We start from the raw sequence: 19,605 nt of genomic DNA on the forward strand, positions 1-19,605 counted from the left end.
CCGGACCCTAGAACAGACCCTTGTAGTTCTGCCAGCCGGTGGCGATCTGCGTGCGGTTGCCGAAGGAACCGCGGCCGTCGCCGTCGTTGCGGAACAGCTTCCCGGCGGAGTCGCGTTCGACGATGTCCGCCTTGCCGTCACCGTTCAGGTCACCGACGCCGACGACGGCGTCGTACGACCGGCCCCAGTCCTTGAAGACCTGGACCCGCCCCTTGAACGTGCCGTTCCCCGTGCCGTCGTAGCGCCACAGCCCGCCCGACCTGTCGTGCCCGAGCAGATCCGCCTTGCCGTCGCCGGTGATGTCGCCGACACCGGTGATCCGCCCGTACGTCTTCCAGTTCGCGCCGATCCGCACCTTGGCGCTGAACTTCCCGCCGGCCGCGCCCGCGTAGAAGTACATGTCTCCCGTCGCCGTCGGGCGACAGGAAGTGCAGCCACTTGGTGGTCGTGCCGTCCGCACCGATGACGCTCCTGACGGCGACGACCGTGCTGCCGTAGGTACGCAGATGGGTCAGCCCACTCGGCACGGTGAGCCTGCGGACCGTACCGTCCGACGCGTCCCGGAGTTCCACCTCCCGGCCGTCGACATGGGCCAGCGCGTCGGTTCCCGTGGAACGGCCGGAGCCGGCGGCCGGCACCGCGGAGGTCTTGCCGTCCTCGAAGCGCGTCCACTGCCACTCGGAGAGACCGCTTTCGCGGTGGAACACTCCACGTGTGCCGACTCCGTCCGCGTCCCAGCCCTGAGCGGACGACATGAGCGTGGCCGTCCGGGCCTCGTTCCGGAAGGTCGTGGGAACGACGACTTCCTGTGAGGCCGGCGTCTCCACCGCCACCGCAGCGTTCATGGGCGCGACGAGGCCGACTCCCACGGCTGCGGCGATCGTGCCGCGTACAAGGGCATGACGTGTCACTGAGGTCCCTCCCCGGGAGCCTGAAGAAGGCATGGGAAGGCGACGGCGGCTGTGCGCGCGCCGTCGGCGAATCGAATCGAGCCACGCCCCCCGGCAGTGCTCCCCATGCGAGTGGGCGGAGCGTAACAGCAGTGACGTATGTGGGGAAAAGAAAAAAGAAAGGCGGGCCCGTTCGTGGAGAACGGGCCCGCCTTCGCAGATCAGCGGCCTATGCCGCCGAGTTGATCAGCCGTCAGCTGTCAGCTGCGCTTCCAGCGCGGCTTGTCGTCACGGCGGCCGAACGAGCCGGTGCCGGTGCCGGTGCTGCCGCTGCCGCGGTGGTCGTCACGACGGCCCTGCGGGCGGTCGTGGCCGCCGGAGCGGAAGCCGCCGCCGGCCGGACGGTCGTCACGGCGGTCGCGGTTGAACGGACGGTCGTGGCCGCCGGAGCGGAAGCCGCCACCGGTGGCCGGACGGTCGTCACGGCGCTGGAAGCCGCCACGGTCGCCACCACCGCGGTTGTCGTCACGACGGTCGTCGCGACGGAAGCCGCCGCCACGGTTGTCGTCACGGCGCTCGAACGGACGGCCGCCACGGTCGCCACCAGCCGGACGGTCGTCACGGCGCTGGAAGCCGCCACGCTCGCCACCACGGTCGTCACGGCGGAAGCCGCCACGGTCACCGCCGCGGTCGTCACGGCGCTCGAACGGACGGCCGCCACGGTCGCCACCGGCCGGACGGTCGTCACGGCGCTGGAAGCCGCCACGCTCGCCACCACGGTCGTCGCGGCGGAAGCCACCACGGTCGCCACCGCGGTCGTCACGACGGAAACCACCGCGGTCACCGCGGTCGCCGCCGCGGTCGTCACGGCGCTGGAAGTTGCCGCGCTCGTCACGACGCTCCACCGGCTGGGCCGGCACAGCGGCGGCAGCCTCGGCGGCCGCGAGCTCGGCCTCGGCGGCCTTGGCCGCCTCGGCGAGAGCCTCCTCCGGGTCCTCGCCGCGCTCACGCGCCGCGCGGGCGACCAGACGGTCGGCCTCCTCGCGGAGCTCGGTCGCACGGCGCTGGACGCGCTCCAGCTCACGGGTGAGCTCCTTGGCCTCGCGCTCCGCCTGCTTGGCGGCGTTGCTCGCGGAGTCGGCCTGGACCTCGGTCAGCGAACGGGCGCCGGTGATCTCGGCGACCTCCGGCTCGAACGCGCCCGCTCCGCCGACGATGTGGCGCGAGGCGTCGACGCCCGCGTCCTCCATCAGGCGGAAGATCTGGCGGCGCTGGTGCGGCAGCGACAGGGAGACGACGACACCGGACTTGCCGGCGCGGGCGGTACGGCCCGAGCGGTGCAGGTAGTCCTTGTGGTCACCGGCCGGGTCCACGTTGAGCACCAGGTCGATGCCGTCGACGTGGATGCCGCGAGCGGCGACGTCGGTGGCGACCAGGGCGTTGACGTAGCCCTTCTTGAAGTCCTCGAGGACGCGCGTACGGGCGCCCTGCGTCATGCCGCCGTGCAGCGCGTCGGCCTTGACGCCCGAGTCCTGGAGCTGCTCGGCGATGCGGTCCGCGCCCAGCTGGGTGCGGACGAAGATGATCGTGCGGCCCTTGCGGGCGGCGATCGCGGCCGTGACCGGCGCCTTGTCCTTCGGCTTCACGACGAGGACGTGGTGGGTCATGGTCGAGACGTTGCCCTGCGCGCTGTCGACCTCGTGCGTGACGGGGTTCGTCAGGTAGCGCTTGACCAGCGTGCTGATCTCGTTCTCCATGGTGGCGGAGAAGAGCATCCGCTGGCCGCCGCCGGGGATCTGGTCGAGCAGCTCGGTGACCTCGGGCAGGAAGCCCAGGTCGGACATCTGGTCGGCCTCGTCGAGGACGGCGATCTGGACGTTCTCGAGCGAGCAGGCGCCGCGGTTGATGATGTCGCGCAGGCGGCCCGGGGTGGCGACGAGGACGTCGACACCGCGCTCCAGGGCGTAGATCTGGTTGCTCATGGACGTACCGCCGCAGACGACCTTCATCTTCAGGCCGAGTACGTCGCCGTACGGCTGCAGCGCGTCCGCGACCTGCATCGCGAGCTCACGCGTCGGGGTCAGGATGATCGCGCGGGGCTTCTTCTTCTCGGTGTGACCGCCGGCCAGCGTGGCCAGGGTCGGCAGACCGAAGGAGAGCGTCTTGCCGGAGCCGGTGCGACCGCGGCCCAGGATGTCCTTGCCGGCCAGGGCGTCCGGAATGGTCGCGGCCTGGATCGGGAAGGGGGCGGTGACGCCGTTCTGCGCGAGCTTGCGGACGACGCCGTCGGGCAGGCCCAGGGTGGCGAAGGTCACGGCGGGCTCGGCGGGCTCGGCGTCGGCCTCGGCGGGCTCGGCGGGCTCGGCGGCCTCGGCGTCGGCCTCGATCGCGTCGTCGATCTCGACAATCTCGTCGATCTCTGCGGTGATCTCGGTGGCCTCGATGACGTCGGCGGCCTCTACGGCCGTCTCGTTCTCGGGCATGGCGGTGCGGTCAGTGCTGGAAATGGACATGCGAAATGCGAAACCTCTCGGAGTCTCGGCACGCGCCCAAACTCCGTGAAATCGCAAATCAATCGCAAATCGACCGCCTCAGTGCGGTCAGTCACGGTAAGGGAGAGTACGCGCCACGGGGCGCTCCAGGTCCTCGTTCTTTACGAGAACTCAACGGCGCCGGGCAATGGGATCAAACGATCTATAACCATACGCACCCTCCCCCCCTTCTGGCAAACCGGGGTCCCTACACCGGCCCGACCTGCGGTGATGCCACCGGCTTGCGCTCCCTTTCACGCCGCTCCCCCATCGCCGCGGTCTGCGTGCCGGCCGCCGGCGACGCCGAGGGCGGCGGCGTGCCCGGCTCCGGCTCGGACGGCGTCACGGGGGGCGGCTCCGTGGTCGGCGGCGGCTCGGTGGGCTCGGGCGGGCGCGTCGGTGCCGCCGTGCTCTCCGTCGGCGCCGGCACGCCGGGGCGCGGCTTCGGCCGGGGGCCGCCCTTCGGGGGCGGGGCCTGGCCGCTCTTCGACGGCGCGGCGGAGACGCCCGGCGACGAGCGGGGGCCCGCCGACGCGTCGTCCCCGGCCTTGCCGTCGTCGTCCACCCTGGCGTTCTTGCCGCCCTTGGCCCCCTTGCCGCCGTCGCGGCTGGACGCCGCCTGCCCGCCGGTGTGGCCGATCCCCGTCCCGATCCCCGTCCCGATCCTCGCCTTCGCCCCGTCGGGTTCCGCCGCCGCGCCCTGCCGGGCCGCCGGGCGGGTGGGCGCCGGCTCGCTCCCCTCGTCGGTCACGCTCATGCAGCCCGCCGACGCCGCGGCCACGAGCACGACAGCGGCCAATCGGGCCGGGGCCAATCGGACAGGATGGGGCAACTGGCGCACGGGCGGCACCTCCGGGGCACGGCAAGCGGGATTTCACTGCCCAACTCCCTTTGCCCCACAAGGGACACGCAAGGGACGCGCAAGGGAGGCCCGGGGAAAGGCAGGGGACAGGCAGGAACCGCGCGGGACAAGCACCCGCCGCCCGCGCACCACCCACGAGCGACAGACGCCCCGCGGGCCGTCACCCCAGCAGCCCCCGCGCAAGATCGAATCCCAGAAAGACCGCGCCGAGACCCACCAGCAGCGACGCCCCCGCGTTCGCCGCCGCCAGGAACGTCCAGCCGCGCTCCGCCAGCCGCAGCGTCTCGTAGCTGAAGGTCGAGTACGTCGAAAGGGCCCCGCACAGCCCGGTCCCGAGCAGCGCGTACGTCCCCGAGGACACCAGCGCTCCCGCCAGCGCCCCCAGCACCAGGCTCGCCCCCGCGTTGACCACGAGCGTCCCCCACGGGAACACCGAATCGTGCCGCCCCTGGACCGCGCGGTCCGTCAGGTACCGCAGCGGCGCCCCGACCGCGGCCCCGGCCGCCACCAGCAGCCAGGTCACGCGTCCGCCACCCGCCCCACGGCCGCCCGCGTCACCGCAACCGCCGCCCACACCGCGCCGAGCGCCCCCGCGAACGTCCCGGCGGCGTACCCCAGCGCGGTGAGCGCGTCGCCCCGGTCCAGCAGCCGGGCCACATCCAGGGCGTACGTCGAGAAGGTCGTGAAGCCGCCCAGCACACCGGCCCCCAGGAACGGCCGGACCAGCGCGTGCCCCCGCCCCTGCTCGCTCACCAGCACCATCAGCACCCCGATCAGCGCGCTTCCCACCACATTGACGCCGAAGGTCGTCCACACGCTCCCGGGCCACACCGCCCCCGCCCCGTACCGGGCCAGCGCCCCCAGCACGCCGCCCGCCGAGACCGCCGCGAGCACCCGCCACCCGCCGCTCCCGGCGGTCTCGGCGCGGTGCGCGGGCACACGCAGGTCGACGTCCGGGTCGATCGCGCCGTCGGGACCGGTCGCGCGGTTCACCCGTACCCCAGCGCGTGCAGCCTCTCGTCGTCGATCCCGAAGTGGTGCGCCACCTCGTGGACGACGGTGATCTCCGTCTCCGCGACGACGTCCTCCCGGGATTCGCACATCCGCAGCGTCGGCCCCCGGAAGATCGTGATCCGGTCCGGCAGCACCCCGGCGTACCACTCGCCGCGGTCGGTCAGCGGGGTCCCCTCGTACAGTCCGAGCAGATCCGGTTCGTGGTCCGGGTGGTCCGCCGACGGCTCGTCCTCCACGAACACCGCGACATTGTCCATCAGCCGCGTCAGCTCCGGCGGGATCCTGTCCAGCGCCTCGGCGACCAGTTCCTCGAACTCCTCACGCGTCATCTCCAGCACCTGGCCATTGTCACGTAGATTCCGCCCGACGGGCGGGGGTGGGCGCCAGTGGGCATGGGCCGCCTCCCGCATGGGCATACGGCAGCAATGGCCCGCGCTCCTTTTCGTGCCGTGCTCACCCGGCTGCAACGCCACTACCGCTCCCACCACACCGCCCCCACCAGCACCCTCGTACACGCCCCGCACCCCTATGCGCGGATGTTCGGCCTCACCGCGGTGGTTCTCTGCGGCGCCTGGCTCGGCCTGCTGATCGTCGGCAGTGTCCGTACGCCGGTCGGCCCGGTGGACGCGACCATGACGCTGCGCGCGTCCGCCGCCGGCGGCACGAAGATCAACGTCTCCCCTCTCGGCGCCCTCGAACTCGACACCCACACCGCCCCCGTCCGTCTCGACGTGGACATCGACCAGCTCGACCCGGTCCGCTCCCAGGCCCTCGTCGAACACCCCGAACGCCTCTCCGGCCTCCAGGAGGAGATCTCCGAGGACGTCGCCGACGGCGCCACCGAACTGGCCGTGCGCTCCTGCGTCGCCGTCGTGTCGGGCGCCACCGCCCTCGGCCTGGCCGTCTACCGGCGCCCGCGCCGCGCCCTGGCGGCCGGCGGTCTCGCGCTCGCCCTGCTGACGGCGTCGGGCATCAGCGCGTACGCCACCTGGAACCCGAAGTCGGTCCTGGAGCCGAAGTTCTCCGGGCTGCTCTCCTCCGCGCCCTCCGTGGTCGGCAACGCGCGCAGCATCGTCAGCGAGTTCGACGTCTACCAGAAGGAACTGGCGCGGCTCGTCACCAATGTGACGAAGCTGTACGACGCCACGTCGACCCTCCCGACCTACCAGCCGGACCCGGCCACGATGCGCGTGCTGCACGTCTCGGACATCCATCTCAATCCGGCGTCGTGGCACATCATCGGCTCGCTCGTCGAGCAGTACGACATCGACGTGATCATCGACTCCGGCGACACCATGGACCACGGCACCGCCGCCGAGAACGGCTTCCTCGACCCGATCTCCGACCTCGGCGCCCCGTACGTGTGGGTCCGCGGCAACCACGACTCGGCCGCCACCCAGCGCTACCTCGAACGGCTCAAGGGCGTGCACGTCCTCGACGAGGGCAGGGCGGTGACGGTGGCGGGGCTGCGGATCGCGGGCACGGGCGACCCGCAGTTCACCCCGGACCGCTCGGTCGAGGCACAGGGCGACCCGGCCGAGCGCATGGCGGGCATCCGCCTCGCCTCGGCCCTGCGCGACCAGAAGCGCGCCGGCACGCCCGTCGACATCGCGGTGGCGCACAACCCGGTGGCGGCCCGCGAGACGGACGGCACGGTCCCGCTCGTCCTGGCCGGACACATCCACAACCGCAAGAACGAGGTCCTCGACCAGGGCACCCGCCTGAAGATCGAGGGCTCGACGGGCGGCGGCGGCCTGCGCGCACTCCAGAACGAGAAGCCGGAGAAGGTACGGGCGTCGGTGCTCTACCTGGACCGTACGACCAAGCGGCTGCAGGCCTGGGACGAGATCACGCTGGGCGGCCTGGGCCTGACGACGGCCGAGGTCAGCCGCCGTCTCCCCCAGGAGAACAGCCCGGGAGCCACCCCGTCCCCGTCCCCCGCGCGGACCCCCTCCCCGGCCTCCCCCTCGCCCTCCCCGTAAACCGTTTTGGCGATCGGTCCCGCCATCCCATATGCTTCTCACGTCCCCGACGCGCTGCAAAGCGCCCAGGCGGGCTCTAGCCCTCATCGTCTAGTGGCCCAGGACGCCGCCCTTTCAAGGCGGTAGCACGGGTTCGAATCCCGTTGGGGGCACGCACAACCGTGTGCGAGACTTGGTCTCGCACCACGCTTGGTCCTGTGGAGCAGTTTGGAGTGCTCGCCACCCTGTCAAGGTGGAGGCCGCGGGTTCAAATCCCGTCAGGACCGCTGCGGATCGAAAGATCCGAGTGGCTGGGTAGCTCAGTTGGTACGAGCGATCGCCTGAAAAGCGATAGGTCGCCGGTTCGATCCCGGCCCCAGCCACCACTTCGAAGGCCCCGTCCACCGGACGGGGCCTTTCGTCTTATCCCTCCTCCGCCGGGGCCTTGCGGCGCCGGGCGCGCAGGGCGAGCACCACTGCCACCACCGCCACCACTGCGGCCAGCAGCACCGCGTCGGGCACCGCCTCGCCGAGACCGCCCACCCACTGCTCGACGGCGAACGAGTCGTCCACGTCCAGCAGTCCGGGCAGGGCCGTCGTCCCGTCGAACACGAGGAAGAGCGTGCCCAGCGCGACGAAGAAGAGCCCGGACAGCAGTGACGTGGTGTGCAGTTCGAAGCGCCCCGCCCGCAGCGCCCGCCCGCGCAGCCAGCGCCGCCGGCCCAGTTCGAAGCGCTCCCAGCCCAGGGCGAGCAGGAACAGCGGCACGGCCATGCCCAGCGCGTAGACGGCCAGCAGCAGTCCGCCGTACACCGGGCTGCCGCTGACGGCCGCGACCGTGAGGACGCTGCCGAGGATGGGCCCCGCGCAGAAGCCGGCGAGCCCGTAGACGGCTCCCAGCGCGTACACCGAGACGGCCGTCGTGGGCCGGATCCGCCCGGAGAGGGAGGCGATACGGCGTGGGGCGAAGCCCATGCCGAGGATCTGCGCGAGGCCGAGGGCGATGATCAGCCAGCCGCCGGCGAGGACGAGCTGGTCGCGGTGCCCGTAGAAGAGCCGCCCGGCGTACGAGCCGGCCGCGCCCAGCGGCACCAGGGTGGTGGCGAGTCCGGCGTAGAAGATGCCGGTTCTGGCCATCAGCCGTGACGCCGAGTCGATCGAGTACGCGAAGAAGGCGGGGAGCAGCAGCGCGCTGCACGGGCTGAGCAGGGCGAGCAGGCCGCCGAGGAAGGCGGCCAGGTATCCGATGTCGGCGTTCACTTCGCCGCCTCGTCCGTCTTCCCCGTCGTCCCCGTCTTCGTCTTCCCTGTTTTCTGCGCCTTCTGTGTCTTCACCGTCTCCGCCGCCGCCTCGATCGCCTCGGTGAAGGTCTCGGCGGGCTGGGCGCCGGCGATCGGCCGGCCGTTGACGAGGAACGACGGCGTGGAGGTGGCGCCCAGCTGGTACGCCTCCTCCTGGTCCTTCTTCACGGCCTTCACGGCCGCTTCGCTGCCGGCGTCCCGGGTGAAGCGGGCGATGTCCTCCACCCCGGCCTCCTCGGCCAGCGCCTTGAGCCTGGCGTCCCCGAAGCCCTTCTCCTTGGCCCCGTCGGCGTACGCGGCCGCGTGGAACTGCCAGAAGCGGCCCTGCTGCCCGGCCGCCCACGCGGCGCGGGCCGCCGCGTCCGACTCCTTGCCGAAGATCGGGAAGTTGCGCCACTCGATGCGCAGGGTGCCGTTGCCGACGTACTTCTTCACGAGCGCGGGCTCGGTGTCGCGGGCGAACTTTCCGCAGTAGCCGCACTTGAAGTCGGCGTACTCGATGAGCACGACGGGCGCGTCCGCCCTGCCCTGCGCGAGCGTGTCCCCGGCGTCGCGGCGGGCGAGCTTGGCGAGCTCGGCGTAGACGTCGGCCTGCGGGTCGGAGGAGACCTCCGCCGTCGCGGCGGAATCGCGCCCGTCGGGCTTGGTGGCGGTGTACGAGACGACGCCGAGCAGGACGGCCGCGGCGGCGACGGCCGCGCCGATGGCGAGGGGCTTGGAGCGGTTGCGGTTACGGGAGGGAGCCATGGGTGTTCGGTACTCCTGACGGAATGCGGAATGCGGAATGCGGAAGCGGAGGAGGCAGGGGGCGTGAACCGGAGCGCGGTGGGCCCGGCGGGGCTGTTTCCCGCGCCCGCCCCGGGGTCCGTCCCTCACCCGCCGGACGGTCGGCCGCACCGAGCCCGTCCGGTGCTTGAGGACACGCCCGAAGCTTGAGGACACGCCCGAAGCGCGTCCGGGGCCAGGGGGCCGGAGCGCGGGGCCCGGGGCCTGCCCCGGTTCAGGGGAGGGGCGGGCAGGGGAAGGCCCCGCAGGGCCGTTCGGCTAGACCCGCAGGATCGAGAGACCTATGGGCGACGGTGGGTCCAGCGGCGGCGGCCGGTGGCCGGGCGCCGGCCGCGGGGCCGGGCCGTCGGCGCCCCACGAACCGGCCCCGGGCCCGGCGCCGTACAGGGCGGGCAGCAGCTCGTACGCCGCCCCCTTGCGCGGCGGCGTGACCGGCGCGCTCCCCACGCCGTCCGGGTGCCGCTCGCGGCAGCCGGGCTCCCGCTCATCGGCGGAGCCGGGCGCAGAGACGGAGGCGGGAGCGGAAACAGGGGCAAGGGCAGAGGCAGAGGCAGAGGCGGGAGTCCCGCCCGGGGCCGTGACCGCTGCGGTCGCGGCCGGGGCCCCGCCCCTCGTGTCCGTACACAGGAGCAACGCGGCCAGCGCCAGCAACGTCCCCAGCAGCGCGCTCGTCGTCGCCGCGCCGCGGCACCGACGGCTGACCTGGGGCATTGGCTCGGGATCTCCTGTCCGGGGGGCGTCCCGCCAAGCGTAAAGGCTCCCGCCCGCCCGCCCCGGCCGAAATCGGTTCGCCAGTCGCAACCGGCGGGTGAGATCCTGAATCAGGTATGTCTACTTCCTTCGCCGACCTCCAGACCGCGCTCGCCGGGCTGCCGCTCCGCGACGCCCACCGGCTCGGCCGCCGTCTCGACGGCGCCCGTCGCATCCGCAAGCCCGAGGCCCGACAGGCCGTGCTGGACGAAATCGCCGCCGAGGCGGAGAAGTCCGCCGCCCGCCTGGCGCAGCGTGCTGCCCGCGTGCCCGAGATCACGTACCCGGAGTCGCTGCCGGTCAGCCAGCGCAAGGACGACATCGCCGAGGCGATACGCGACCACCAGGTCGTGATCGTCGCGGGCGAGACCGGCTCGGGCAAGACCACCCAGATCCCCAAGATCTGTATGGAGCTGGGCCGCGGTGTGAAGGGCATGATCGGCCACACGCAGCCGCGCCGCATCGCCGCCCGCACCGTCGCCGAACGCATCGCGGACGAGCTGAAGACCCCGCTCGGCGAGGCGGTCGGCTGGAAGGTCCGGTTCACCGACCAGGTCAACCCGGACGCCACCTTCGTCAAGCTCATGACGGACGGCATCCTGCTCGCCGAGATCCAGACGGACCGCGACCTGCGCGCGTACGACACGATCATCATCGACGAGGCCCACGAGCGGTCCCTCAACATCGACTTCCTGCTGGGGTACCTCGCCCAGCTGCTGCCCAGGCGGCCCGACCTCAAGGTCGTGATCACCTCCGCGACCATCGACCCCGAGCGCTTCTCCCGTCACTTCGGTGACGCCCCGATCGTCGAGGTCAGCGGCCGTACGTACCCCGTCGAGGTCCGGTACCGCCCGCTCCTCGAAGAGGAGGGCGACGACTCCGACCGCGACCAGATCACCGCGATCGCCGACGCCGTGGACGAGCTCCAGGCCGAGGGCCCGGGCGACATCCTGGTCTTCCTGTCCGGCGAGCGGGAGATCCGCGACACCGCCGACGCGCTCAACAAGAGGAACCTCCGCCACACCGAGGTCCTCCCCCTCTACGCACGCCTCTCGCACGCCGAGCAGCACCGCGTCTTCCAGCGCCCCACCGGCCGCCGGATCGTCCTCGCCACCAACGTCGCGGAGACCTCGCTCACCGTTCCCGGCATCAAGTACGTGATCGACCCGGGCACCGCCCGCATCTCCCGCTACAGCCACCGCACCAAGGTCCAGCGCCTGCCGATCGAGCGGATCAGCCAGGCCAGCGCCAACCAGCGCAAGGGCCGTTGCGGCCGTACGTCCGACGGCATCTGCATCCGGCTCTACTCCGAGGACGACTTCGTCACCCGGCCGGAGTTCACGGACGCCGAGATCCTGCGGACGAACCTGGCCTCCGTCATCCTCCAGATGACCGCGGCCGGCCTCGGCGACATCGAGAAGTTCCCCTTCATCGACCCGCCGGACCACCGCAACATCCGCGACGGCGTCCAGCTCCTCCAGGAGCTCGGCGCGCTGGATCCGGCCGAGAAGGACCCGAAGAAGCGGCTCACCGAGCAGGGCCGCAAGCTCGCCCAGCTCCCGGTCGACCCCCGCCTGGCCCGCATGGTCCTGGAGGCGGACAAGAACGGCTGCGTGCGCGAAGTGATGGTGATCGCCTCCGCGCTCTCCATCCAGGACCCGCGCGAGCGCCCGTCCGAGAAGCAGCAGCAGGCGGACCAGCAGCACGCCCGCTTCAAGGACGAGACGTCCGACTTCCTCGCCTTCCTCAATCTCTGGCGGTACGTCCGCGAGCAGCAGAAGGAGCGCGGCTCCTCCAGCTTCCGCCGGATGTGCAAGTCGGAGTATCTGAACTTCCTGCGCATTCGCGAATGGCAGGACATCTACACGCAGCTGCGCTCGGTCGCGAAGCAGATGGGCATACACGTCAACGAGGACGACGCGCCGGAGCTGTCCGTGCACCAGTCCCTGCTGGCCGGTCTGCTCTCCCACATCGGCCTGAAGGACACCGAGAAGAACGAGTACCTCGGTGCCCGCAGCGCCAAGTTCGCGATCTTCCCGGGCTCGGCGCTCTTCAAGAAGCAGCCCCGCTTCATCATGTCTGCCGAGCTGGTCGAAACGTCACGCCTGTGGGCGCGGGTCAACGCGAGGATCGAGCCCGAGTGGATCGAGCCGCTCGCCCAGCACCTCATCAAACGCACGTACAGCGAGCCGCACTGGGAGAAGGACCAAGCGGCCGTCATGGCGTACGAGAGGGTCACGCTGTACGGCGTCCCGGTCATCGCCCAGCGCAAGGTCAACTACGGCCGGATCGACCCGGAGACCAGCCGCGATCTTTTCATTCGCAACGCTCTGGTCGAGGGTGACTGGCGTACGCACCACAAGTTCTACGCGGACAACCGCAAGCTCCTGACCGAGGTCGAGGAGCTGGAGCACCGCGCCCGCCGCCGCGACATCCTCGTGGACGACGAGACGCTCTTCGACTTCTACGACCGGCGCATCCCCGAACACGTCGTCTCGGGCGCGCACTTCGACTCGTGGTGGAAGCACAAGAAGCGCGACGAGCCCGAACTTCTCGACTTCGAGCGCGAGATGCTCATCAACGAGAAGGCCGGGGCGGTCACCAAGGACGACTATCCGGACAGCTGGCGCCAGGGGAAGCTCAAGTTCCGGGTGACGTACCAGTTCGAGCCGGGCGCGGACGCGGACGGCGTGACCGTCCACATCCCGCTCCAGGTCCTCAACCAGGTCACGTCCGAGGGCTTCGACTGGCAGATCCCGGGCCTGCGCGAGGAAGTGGTCACCGAGCTGATCCGCTCCCTCCCCAAGCCGATCCGGCGCCACTACGTCCCGGCCCCGAACTACGCGCAGAAGTTCCTGGAGCGGGCCGTGCCCTTGCAGGAGCCGCTGCCGGTGACGCTCGCGCGCGAGCTGAAGCGGATGGTCGGCGTACCGGTCGAGGCGGACGACTTCGACCTGTCGCGCGTCCCGGACCACCTGAAGATCACGTTCCGGATCGTCGACGAGCGCCGCAGGAACCTCGCCGAGGACAAGGACCTGGAGGCGCTGCGGCTCAAGCTGCGCCCCAAGGCCCGTCAGGCCCTCTCCAAGGCCGCCGCGGCGACTGCGGGCCCCTCGGGCGAGTCCGTCGAACGCACGGGCCTCACGGACTGGACCATCGGCACGCTCAGCCGCGTCTTCGAGACGCGCAGGGCCGGCCAGCCGGTCCGGGCCTACCCGGCCCTCGTCGACCAGGGCGGGAGCGTCGCCGTACGGCTCTTCGACACGGAGGCCGAGCAGCAGCAGGAGATGTGGCGGGGCACGCGCCGGCTCATCCTGCTCAACATCCCGGTGAACCCGGCGAAGTTCGCCTCGGACAAGCTCAGCAACCAGCAGAAACTGGCCCTTTCGCGCAATCCGCACGGCTCGGTCCAGGCGCTCTTCGACGACTGCGCGACCGCTGCCGCCGACAAGCTGATCGCGGACCACGGCGGTCCGGCCTGGGACGAGGAATCGTTCCGGAAGCTGTACGACAAGGTCCGCGCCGACCTCGTGGACACGACCGTGCGCGCGGTGAACCAGGTCCAGCAGATCCTGGCCGCCTGGCAGGCCTGCGAGCGCCGCCTGAAGGCCGCCTCCAGCCCGGCGCTGCTGGCCAACCTCGCCGACGTACGCGACCAGCTGGCGGCCCTCGTGCCGCCCGGGTTCGTCACGAAGACGGGGCTGCGCCGGCTGCCCGACCTGATGCGCTATCTCGTCGCGGCCGACCGCAGGCTCCAGCAGATGCCGACGGCCGTCCAGCGCGACACCACGCGCATGGAGAAGGTCCACGAGATGCAGGACGAGTACGCCTGGCTGCTGGAGCAGCTGCCGCAGGGCAGGCCCGTACCGCGGGAAGTCCTGGACATCCGCTGGATGATCGAGGAGCTGCGGGTGAGCTACTTCGCGCACGCCCTGGGAACGGCCCAGCCCGTCTCCGACAAGCGGATCGTGAAGGCGATCGACGCGGCGGCCCCGTAACTCCGCCGTCGCCTTGAGTGAGTTCGCCCGCACCCCCTGACCTGCTGTACAGTCTGTCTTCGCAGCGCCGAACAACACGGCAAAGCGAAGCAAGGTCCTGTGGAGCAGTTTGGAGTGCTCGCCACCCTGTCAAGGTGGAGGCCGCGGGTTCAAATCCCGTCAGGACCGCACAAGAAGAAGTACGGGAAGGCCCGGATCCACAAGGATCCGGGCCTTCTTGCGTCTTGACTGCGTCATCCGCCACCGGTAACCAGGCATCAGGGCCCCCGGGGCCCGCACCGGGAGGTGACGCATGGCCGCATCAACTGCCAGGCACGAGACGCGCGCACTGCTGCGTGCCCATCTGGCGGCCTCGACGGGCTACCGCCACGTCACAAGACACTGCCCCATCTGCCACCGGCTCCTGCGGCTCGCCATGGAGCCGGAGACGGGGACGGAGAGGCCGGCGAAGGCCACCTGGCCCGCGGAGGCCGCCGAAGCCCCCGAAGCCCCCGAAGCCCCCGAAGCCCCCGAAGCCGAGAGCCCCCCGCCGTCATGACGGATGGCGCCGCGCGTCCCCGCCCTATCGCTGGCGGGGTGGAAATACACAAGAGTTCCCCCGTGTGACGGGTGTCACCCCATGAGTTTTGGGAACTGGGGGACTTACACCCTCCCTACAACCAGCCAATTTAATATGTGCAATTGCACTCCCCCGAGGGGGTCGTTCGGCGTCCTTCCCCAGCCCTCCCCCGAGGGACCCCGGAGGCCGGCGCGCCGCAGGTCAGAGCGGTCGTCGGGCACCCCGCCGCGGGCATAAAAAAGATCGCGCTGGACCCGGCGGAGTCCAGCGCGATCAACGACGCATCCATCAAGCCCGGATGTGGCGCCTGTTGGGGCAGGCGCCTGTCGTGTGGTGCTCAGGTGGGCGTCCGGGTTGGGGGACCCGGAGGAATGCCCGGCAAAGCGGGTTATTCAGTTGTTCAGGCCTCGCTGCGCTGCTGCGGAATGCCCGCAAGCAGTGCGCGGACCTCTGCCTCGCGGTAACGCCGGTGTCCACCAAGCGTGCGGATGGACGTGAGCTTGCCTGCCTTGGCCCAGCGCGTGACCGTCTTCGGGTCCACGCGGAACATCGTGGCAACCTCAGCCGGGGTCAGCAGCGGCTCGGCGTCAGGGGTGCGAGCGGTCATGAGCGGCCTCCTCGGGAGAACCGAACCATCACGGTTCTTTCCTCTAAATTCTGCACCTTGACCCGCGTTGCCCGAAATGGCGGACGCGGGCCGAGTCGGTTATAGGACGAACGGCTTGTCCTCGGCACTACAACTACACCATCCGTCCAGCCACGTCGGCCAAACCGATGGAATTGCCCTCCCAGGTGTTCATCAGCGACGAAGCCGATGGACCATGCCATAGCGGACAGTCACGTCACAGTGACGATCAGTCACAGAGCGATCAGGAGCCGTCATGACCCCCCATAGCGCGCAATACCGAGCTATTCCGCCCCTAGTGGGACGGAAGGAGCCCTCACCGGACTCCTTGTCCTATTTTGGCATGAGGAAGGGGGATGGGCGCAAGAGACCGCTAAGTGCTGTCCATCACGCTTGAGGCAAAGGCCCGGATCAGGACCTACGTCCCGGCCGCCGGATCGGCGCCCCCTCGCGGTCAGTTCGCGAACTGGAGCTCGCGCACCACCCGCCACCGCTCCGTCAGCCTCCCGTACGCCTCGCCGGCCCCCGCGCCGTCCCCGGCCCGCAGCGCCGCGATCCCCTCGGCCACATCCGCCGCGGAGTGGTCCTCGGCGAGATGTTCCTGCGGGAGTACGTGCACCAGGCCGCCGTAGTCGAGCTCGACCAGCGACCTGGGGTGGAACTCCTCCAGCCAGCGGCCCACATCCACCAGGCCCTCGACGAGCGGTCCGCCGGCCTCGGCGTCGAGCTGCTCCCGCAGCGTCTTCAGCGCCCGCGCCACCCGCCGCCGCGCCTGGGCCATCGGCGTCCGGTAGCGCAGTACGGGCGCGGTCTCCCCCTCGCCCTTCCGGTACTCCCGTTCCTCGTCCGTGAAGAGCGCGAACCAGCGCACCGGCACGTGCCACGCCGAACTCCTGATCCACGGCCGCGCGTCCGGGTGGCGCTCCAGCCACCGCTCGAAGTCCGCGGCCGCCTGCCGGCGCACCAGCGGCGGCAGCGCCGCGTCCAGCATCGGCTCCGGGAAGAGTGCGGGCAGTTCCTCCAGCGCCAGCCAGCCGCGCAGCCTCGTCCGCCAGGGACAGATGCACACCACTCCGTCCACTTCGGTCACGAACGCGTCGCTGCTCTCGTGGACCGGCACGGGCACCGGCGGGGTGGGCAGCAAGTCGGCCAGCGACCGCCTGAGTTCGTCCTGGGCCGTGGGCAGCCGCTCGCGGCCCGCGTACCGCGCCCAGTGGCCGCGCTCCGGCTCGGGGAAGGCGGCCAGTGGTTCGTACACCCGCAGATAGGCGGCGTACGGGACGGTCACCGATGACGCCTGGGCCACGCCTGCTCCTCACTTCGACCGGAAAGAACCTGGAAGAACCGGAAGGGAACCGGGGAGAAATCGTCCCACGCGTACTCCGCCGGGGGGTGATCCTCGGCACGGGGGTCCACCCGGGGCCTGCCAGGTCTTACTCTCTTGCCCACCGGCCCTCCCCACCCGCAGGAGGGCGTAGCGCCTCGTACTTGGGAGTCACCACCGTGACCGACGCATCCGAAGGCGTCCTGCACACCCTGTTCCGATCGGAACAGGGCGGCCACGAGCAAGTCGTGCTGTGCCAGGACCGCGCCAGCGGCCTCAAGGCCGTCATCGCCATCCACTCCACCGCCCTGGGCCCGGCCCTCGGCGGCACGCGCTTCTACCCGTACGCGACCGAGGAGGAGGCCGTCGCCGACGCGCTGAACCTCGCGCGCGGCATGTCGTACAAGAACGCCCTGGCCGGGCTCGGCCACGGCGGTGGCAAGGCCGTGATCATCGGTGACCCCGAGACGCTCAAGAGCGAGGAACTGCTCCTCGCCTACGGCAGGTTCGTGGACTCCCTCGGCGGCCGCTACGTGACCGCCTGCGACGTCGGCACGTACGTCGCCGACATGGACGTCGTCGCCCGTGAGACCCGCTGGGCGACCGGCCGCTCCCCCGAGAACGGCGGCGCCGGCGACTCCTCCGTGCTCACCGCCTTCGGCGTCTTCCAGGGCATGCGGGCCTCGGCCCAGCACCTGTGGGGCGACCCGACCCTGCGCGACCGCAAGGTCGGCGTCGCGGGCGTGGGCAAGGTCGGCCACCACCTCGTCGAGCACCTCCTGGAGGACGGCGCCGAGGTCGTGATCACGGATGTGCGGGAGGAGTCGGTACGCCGCGTCACCGACCGTCACCCCGAGGTGACCGTCGTCGCGGACACCGAGGCGCTGATCCGCGTCGAGGGCCTGGACATCTACGCCCCGTGCGCACTCGGCGGCGCGCTGAACGACGAGAGCGTTCCGGCGCTGACGGCGAAGGTGGTGTGCGGCGCGGCCAACAACCAGCTCGACCATCCCGGCGTCGAGAAGGACCTCGCGGACCGCGGGATCCTCTACGCGCCCGACTACGTGGTGAACGCCGGCGGTGTGATCCAGGTCGCCGACGAGCTGCGCGGTTTCGACTTCGACCGGTGCAGGGCGAAGGCCGCGAAGATCTTCGACACCACGCTCGCAATATTCGCACGTGCGAAGGCGGACGGCATTCCGCCGGCCGCGGCGGCCGACAGGATCGCCGAGCAGAGGATGGCCGAGGCACGCGGGCGCTGACCTCGCGGCCCTCTCCCGAGGGGCCGGCCCGCCGTCGGCGAGACATGACTCACCCCCGTCGGCGGGTCGGCCCTCAGAAGAGGTTAAAATCGCAGTTGACCAGCGAGGACGGGGCTTCTCGTGGGTTCTGTGCCGAGGCGTTGCATGCGGGCGGCGTACCGTATGGCCACGGAAGCAGGTACCGTTGATGCCCTACGGACCGGTCTCTCCCAGGGGAGTCCGTTCCGAACCATGAACGCGTGTCAAGACTCTGGGGCCGTCGAGCCCCGTCACCGAGGGGGTCGAGCCATGGGGCGCGGCCGGGCAAAGGCCAAGCAGACTAAGGTCGCCCGCCAGCTGAAGTACAGCAGCGGCGGGACTGACCTGTCGCGTCTGGCCAACGAGCTGGGCGCTTCGACGACTTCGCAACAGCCGCCTAATGGCGAGCCGTTCGAGGACGACGACGAGGAAGACGACCCGTACGCACAGTACGCGGCTCAGTACAACGATGACGGGGACGAGGACGAAGAGTCCGGTCCTTCGGCACATCGTCGCGGCGCTTGACGTCCGTACACCTCGAACAGGCATCACACACTTGACCCGGTCCGGGGCTTCGGCCCCGGACCGGGTTCTGTGCTGCCCGGATGATTACTTGCTGTAGTCGCCCGTGAGCGTCGCGCCCGTGGCGTGATCGCCGCGCTCGGTGATCTCTCCGGCCACCCAGGCGTCGACACCGCGGTCGGCGAGGGTCTCCAGCGCCACGTTCACCGACTCCTCGGGGACGACGGCCATCATGCCGACACCCATGTTGAGGGTCTTCTCCAGTTCGAGCCGCTCGACCTGTCCGGCCTTGCCGACGAGGTCGAACACCGCGCCGGGGGTCCAGGTGGAGCGGTCGACCGTGGCGTGCAGGCCGTCCGGGATCACGCGGGCCAGGTTGTTCGCAAGACCGCCGCCCGTGATGTGGCTGAAAGCGTGCACCTCGGCGGTGCGGGTGAGGGCCAGGCAGTCCAGCGAGTAGATCTTGGTGGGCTCCAGGAGCTCCTCGCCGAGGGTGCGGCCGAACTCCTCGACCTCGCGGTCCAGCGTCCAGCCGGCGCGGTCGAAGACCACGTGCCGGACGAGTGAGTACCCGTTCGAGTGAAGACCGGAGGACGCCATGGCGATCACCGCGTCACCCTTGCGGATACGGTCCGCGCCCAGCAGCCGGTCGTACTCCACCACGCCCGTACCGGCGCCGGCGACGTCGAAGTCGTCCTCGCCCAGCAGGCCGGGGTGCTCGGCCGTCTCGCCGCCGACCAGGGCGCAGCCCGCGAGGACACAGCCCTCGGCGATGCCCTTCACGATGGCCGCGACACGCTCGGGATGCACCTTGCCGACACAGATGTAGTCGGTCATGAAGAGCGGCTCGGCGCCGCAGACGACCAGGTCGTCGACGACCATGCCGACGAGGTCGTGGCCGATCGTGTCGTACACGCCCATCTTGCGGGCGAGGTCGACCTTCGTACCGACACCGTCGGTGGCGGAGGCGAGCAGCGGGCGCTCGTAGCGCTTGAGGGCGGAGGCGTCGAAGAGGCCGGCGAAGCCGCCCAGGCCGCCGAGGACCTCGGGGCGCTGCGTCTTCTTCACCCACTCCTTCATCAGCTCCACGGCGCGGTCGCCGGCTTCGATGTCTACGCCCGCGGACGCGTAGCTGGCACCGGTACCCGCGTGCGGAGCACGCCCAGCAGATTCAGCAGACATGAGTTTGAGATCTTTCGTGT

17 protein-coding genes and 4 tRNA genes are annotated in these 19,605 nt (G+C 70.8%); 9 read left to right on the forward strand and 12 right to left on the reverse strand.

The genetic code is table 11. From position 1 onward, the window contains the following. Positions 1-7 precede the first annotated feature (7 nt). The 6 genes from ACWD0Y_RS18680 to ACWD0Y_RS18705 all read right to left on the reverse strand — a co-directional run bounded on the left by ACWD0Y_RS18680 (position 8) and on the right by ACWD0Y_RS18705 (position 5,635). The gene (locus ACWD0Y_RS18680; RefSeq protein ID WP_450261440.1) at positions 8-400 is read right to left on the reverse strand and encodes an FG-GAP repeat domain-containing protein; all 393 of its coding nucleotides are present in this window, start codon (positions 398-400) and stop codon (positions 8-10) included. 750 nt (positions 401-1,150) lie between these two features. Continuing rightward, entirely contained in the window at positions 1,151-3,403 is a 2,253-nt protein-coding gene (locus ACWD0Y_RS18685) for a DEAD/DEAH box helicase (RefSeq protein ID WP_450261441.1), read from the reverse strand. A 226-nt stretch (positions 3,404-3,629) separates the two neighbouring features. After that, positions 3,630-4,178, reverse strand: a complete 549-nt coding sequence (locus ACWD0Y_RS18690) for a hypothetical protein (RefSeq protein ID WP_450261442.1) — start codon at positions 4,176-4,178, stop codon at positions 3,630-3,632. 265 nt (positions 4,179-4,443) lie between these two features. Beyond that, positions 4,444-4,806, reverse strand: a complete 363-nt coding sequence (locus ACWD0Y_RS18695) for a fluoride efflux transporter FluC (protein ID WP_450261443.1) — start codon at positions 4,804-4,806, stop codon at positions 4,444-4,446. Continuing rightward, positions 4,803-5,276 carry a fluoride efflux transporter FluC gene (locus tag ACWD0Y_RS18700; RefSeq protein ID WP_450261444.1) on the reverse strand — a complete coding sequence of 158 codons (474 nt, stop codon included), beginning with the start codon at positions 5,274-5,276 and terminating at the stop codon, positions 4,803-4,805. Before ACWD0Y_RS18700 ends, ACWD0Y_RS18695 begins: the two co-directional genes overlap by 4 nt. Then, on the reverse strand, positions 5,273-5,635 hold the full coding sequence (locus ACWD0Y_RS18705) for a metallopeptidase family protein (protein ID WP_218058192.1): 363 nt from the start codon (positions 5,633-5,635) through the stop codon (positions 5,273-5,275). Before ACWD0Y_RS18705 ends, ACWD0Y_RS18700 begins: the two co-directional genes overlap by 4 nt. An 87-nt stretch (positions 5,636-5,722) precedes the next feature. On the opposite strand from ACWD0Y_RS18705, the gene ACWD0Y_RS18710 reads away from it, so the two are divergent. The 4 genes from ACWD0Y_RS18710 (at position 5,723) to ACWD0Y_RS18725 (ending at position 7,644) form a co-directional block, all read left to right on the forward strand. Next, a complete protein-coding gene (locus ACWD0Y_RS18710; RefSeq protein ID WP_450261445.1) occupies positions 5,723-7,279 on the forward strand; it encodes a metallophosphoesterase family protein in 1,557 nt (518 codons plus the stop codon). Between the two features lie 79 nt (positions 7,280-7,358). Then, positions 7,359-7,431: transfer RNA gene (locus ACWD0Y_RS18715), tRNA-Glu, on the forward strand. A 39-nt stretch (positions 7,432-7,470) separates the two neighbouring features. Then, positions 7,471-7,545, forward strand: a tRNA-Asp gene (locus ACWD0Y_RS18720). Between the two features lie 22 nt (positions 7,546-7,567). After that, positions 7,568-7,644, forward strand: a tRNA-Phe gene (locus ACWD0Y_RS18725). A gap of 37 nt (positions 7,645-7,681) precedes the next feature. On the opposite strand, the gene ACWD0Y_RS18730 is transcribed toward ACWD0Y_RS18725, so the two are convergent. The 3 genes from ACWD0Y_RS18730 to ACWD0Y_RS18740 form a co-directional block, all read right to left on the reverse strand. Beyond that, positions 7,682-8,518, reverse strand: coding sequence for a cytochrome c biogenesis CcdA family protein (locus ACWD0Y_RS18730; RefSeq protein WP_450261446.1), 837 nt, complete (start codon positions 8,516-8,518; stop codon positions 7,682-7,684). After that, the gene (locus ACWD0Y_RS18735; RefSeq protein ID WP_450261447.1) at positions 8,515-9,306 is read right to left on the reverse strand and encodes a DsbA family protein; all 792 of its coding nucleotides are present in this window, start codon (positions 9,304-9,306) and stop codon (positions 8,515-8,517) included. The genes ACWD0Y_RS18730 and ACWD0Y_RS18735 overlap by 4 nt, the downstream gene beginning before the upstream one ends. A 297-nt stretch (positions 9,307-9,603) precedes the next feature. Beyond that, complete coding sequence (locus ACWD0Y_RS18740; RefSeq protein ID WP_450261448.1) at positions 9,604-9,792, reverse strand: hypothetical protein; 189 nt, start codon at positions 9,790-9,792, stop codon at positions 9,604-9,606. A 380-nt stretch (positions 9,793-10,172) separates the two neighbouring features. On the opposite strand from ACWD0Y_RS18740, the gene hrpA reads away from it, so the two are divergent. From hrpA to ACWD0Y_RS18755, 3 genes are all read left to right on the forward strand, one after another. Continuing rightward, the gene (hrpA, locus tag ACWD0Y_RS18745) at positions 10,173-14,093 is read left to right on the forward strand and encodes an ATP-dependent RNA helicase HrpA (RefSeq protein ID WP_450261449.1); all 3,921 of its coding nucleotides are present in this window, start codon (positions 10,173-10,175) and stop codon (positions 14,091-14,093) included. A gap of 93 nt (positions 14,094-14,186) precedes the next feature. Then, positions 14,187-14,261, forward strand: a tRNA-Asp gene (locus tag ACWD0Y_RS18750). Positions 14,262-14,385: 124 nt separating this feature from the next. After that, on the forward strand, positions 14,386-14,631 hold the full coding sequence (locus ACWD0Y_RS18755) for a DUF6274 family protein (RefSeq protein ID WP_450261450.1): 246 nt from the start codon (positions 14,386-14,388) through the stop codon (positions 14,629-14,631). Between the two features lie 421 nt (positions 14,632-15,052). Here the strand turns inward: ACWD0Y_RS18755 and bldC are convergent, their stop codons facing one another. Further along, positions 15,053-15,259, reverse strand: coding sequence for a developmental transcriptional regulator BldC (bldC, locus tag ACWD0Y_RS18760; RefSeq protein ID WP_003949541.1), 207 nt, complete (start codon positions 15,257-15,259; stop codon positions 15,053-15,055). A gap of 472 nt (positions 15,260-15,731) precedes the next feature. Next, on the reverse strand, positions 15,732-16,583 hold the full coding sequence (locus ACWD0Y_RS18765; RefSeq protein ID WP_450261451.1) for a hypothetical protein: 852 nt from the start codon (positions 16,581-16,583) through the stop codon (positions 15,732-15,734). A 197-nt stretch (positions 16,584-16,780) separates the two neighbouring features. On the opposite strand from ACWD0Y_RS18765, the gene ACWD0Y_RS18770 reads away from it, so the two are divergent. Next, entirely contained in the window at positions 16,781-17,863 is a 1,083-nt protein-coding gene (locus ACWD0Y_RS18770) for a Leu/Phe/Val dehydrogenase (protein WP_450261452.1), read from the forward strand. 288 nt (positions 17,864-18,151) lie between these two features. Then, entirely contained in the window at positions 18,152-18,406 is a 255-nt protein-coding gene (locus tag ACWD0Y_RS18775) for a DUF3073 domain-containing protein (protein ID WP_028815102.1), read from the forward strand. Between the two features lie 84 nt (positions 18,407-18,490). On the opposite strand, the gene purM is transcribed toward ACWD0Y_RS18775, so the two are convergent. Continuing rightward, entirely contained in the window at positions 18,491-19,585 is a 1,095-nt protein-coding gene (gene purM, locus ACWD0Y_RS18780) for a phosphoribosylformylglycinamidine cyclo-ligase (RefSeq protein ID WP_450261453.1), read from the reverse strand. Positions 19,586-19,605: the final 20 nt, after the last annotated feature.

It is taken from the genome of Streptomyces altiplanensis (assembly GCF_053591575.1).

Excerpts from the sequence above, each read along its gene's own strand:
- ACWD0Y_RS18680 (WP_450261440.1), bottom strand. The coding sequence starts at position 400 with ATGTACTTCTACGCGGGCGCGGCCGGCGGGAAGTTCAGCGCCAAGGTG.
- ACWD0Y_RS18685 (WP_450261441.1), bottom strand. The coding sequence starts at position 3,403 with ATGTCCATTTCCAGCACTGACCGCACCGCCATGCCCGAGAACGAGACG.
- ACWD0Y_RS18690 (WP_450261442.1), bottom strand. The coding sequence starts at position 4,178 with ATGAGCGTGACCGACGAGGGGAGCGAGCCGGCGCCCACCCGCCCGGCG.
- ACWD0Y_RS18710 (WP_450261445.1), top strand. The coding sequence starts at position 5,723 with ATGGCCCGCGCTCCTTTTCGTGCCGTGCTCACCCGGCTGCAACGCCAC.
- ACWD0Y_RS18735 (WP_450261447.1), bottom strand. The coding sequence starts at position 9,306 with ATGGCTCCCTCCCGTAACCGCAACCGCTCCAAGCCCCTCGCCATCGGC.
- hrpA (WP_450261449.1), top strand. The coding sequence starts at position 10,173 with ATGTCTACTTCCTTCGCCGACCTCCAGACCGCGCTCGCCGGGCTGCCG.
- ACWD0Y_RS18755 (WP_450261450.1), top strand. The coding sequence starts at position 14,386 with ATGGCCGCATCAACTGCCAGGCACGAGACGCGCGCACTGCTGCGTGCC.
- bldC (WP_003949541.1), bottom strand. The coding sequence starts at position 15,259 with ATGACCGCTCGCACCCCTGACGCCGAGCCGCTGCTGACCCCGGCTGAG.
- ACWD0Y_RS18775 (WP_028815102.1), top strand. The coding sequence starts at position 18,152 with ATGGGGCGCGGCCGGGCAAAGGCCAAGCAGACTAAGGTCGCCCGCCAG.
- purM (WP_450261453.1), bottom strand. The coding sequence starts at position 19,585 with ATGTCTGCTGAATCTGCTGGGCGTGCTCCGCACGCGGGTACCGGTGCC.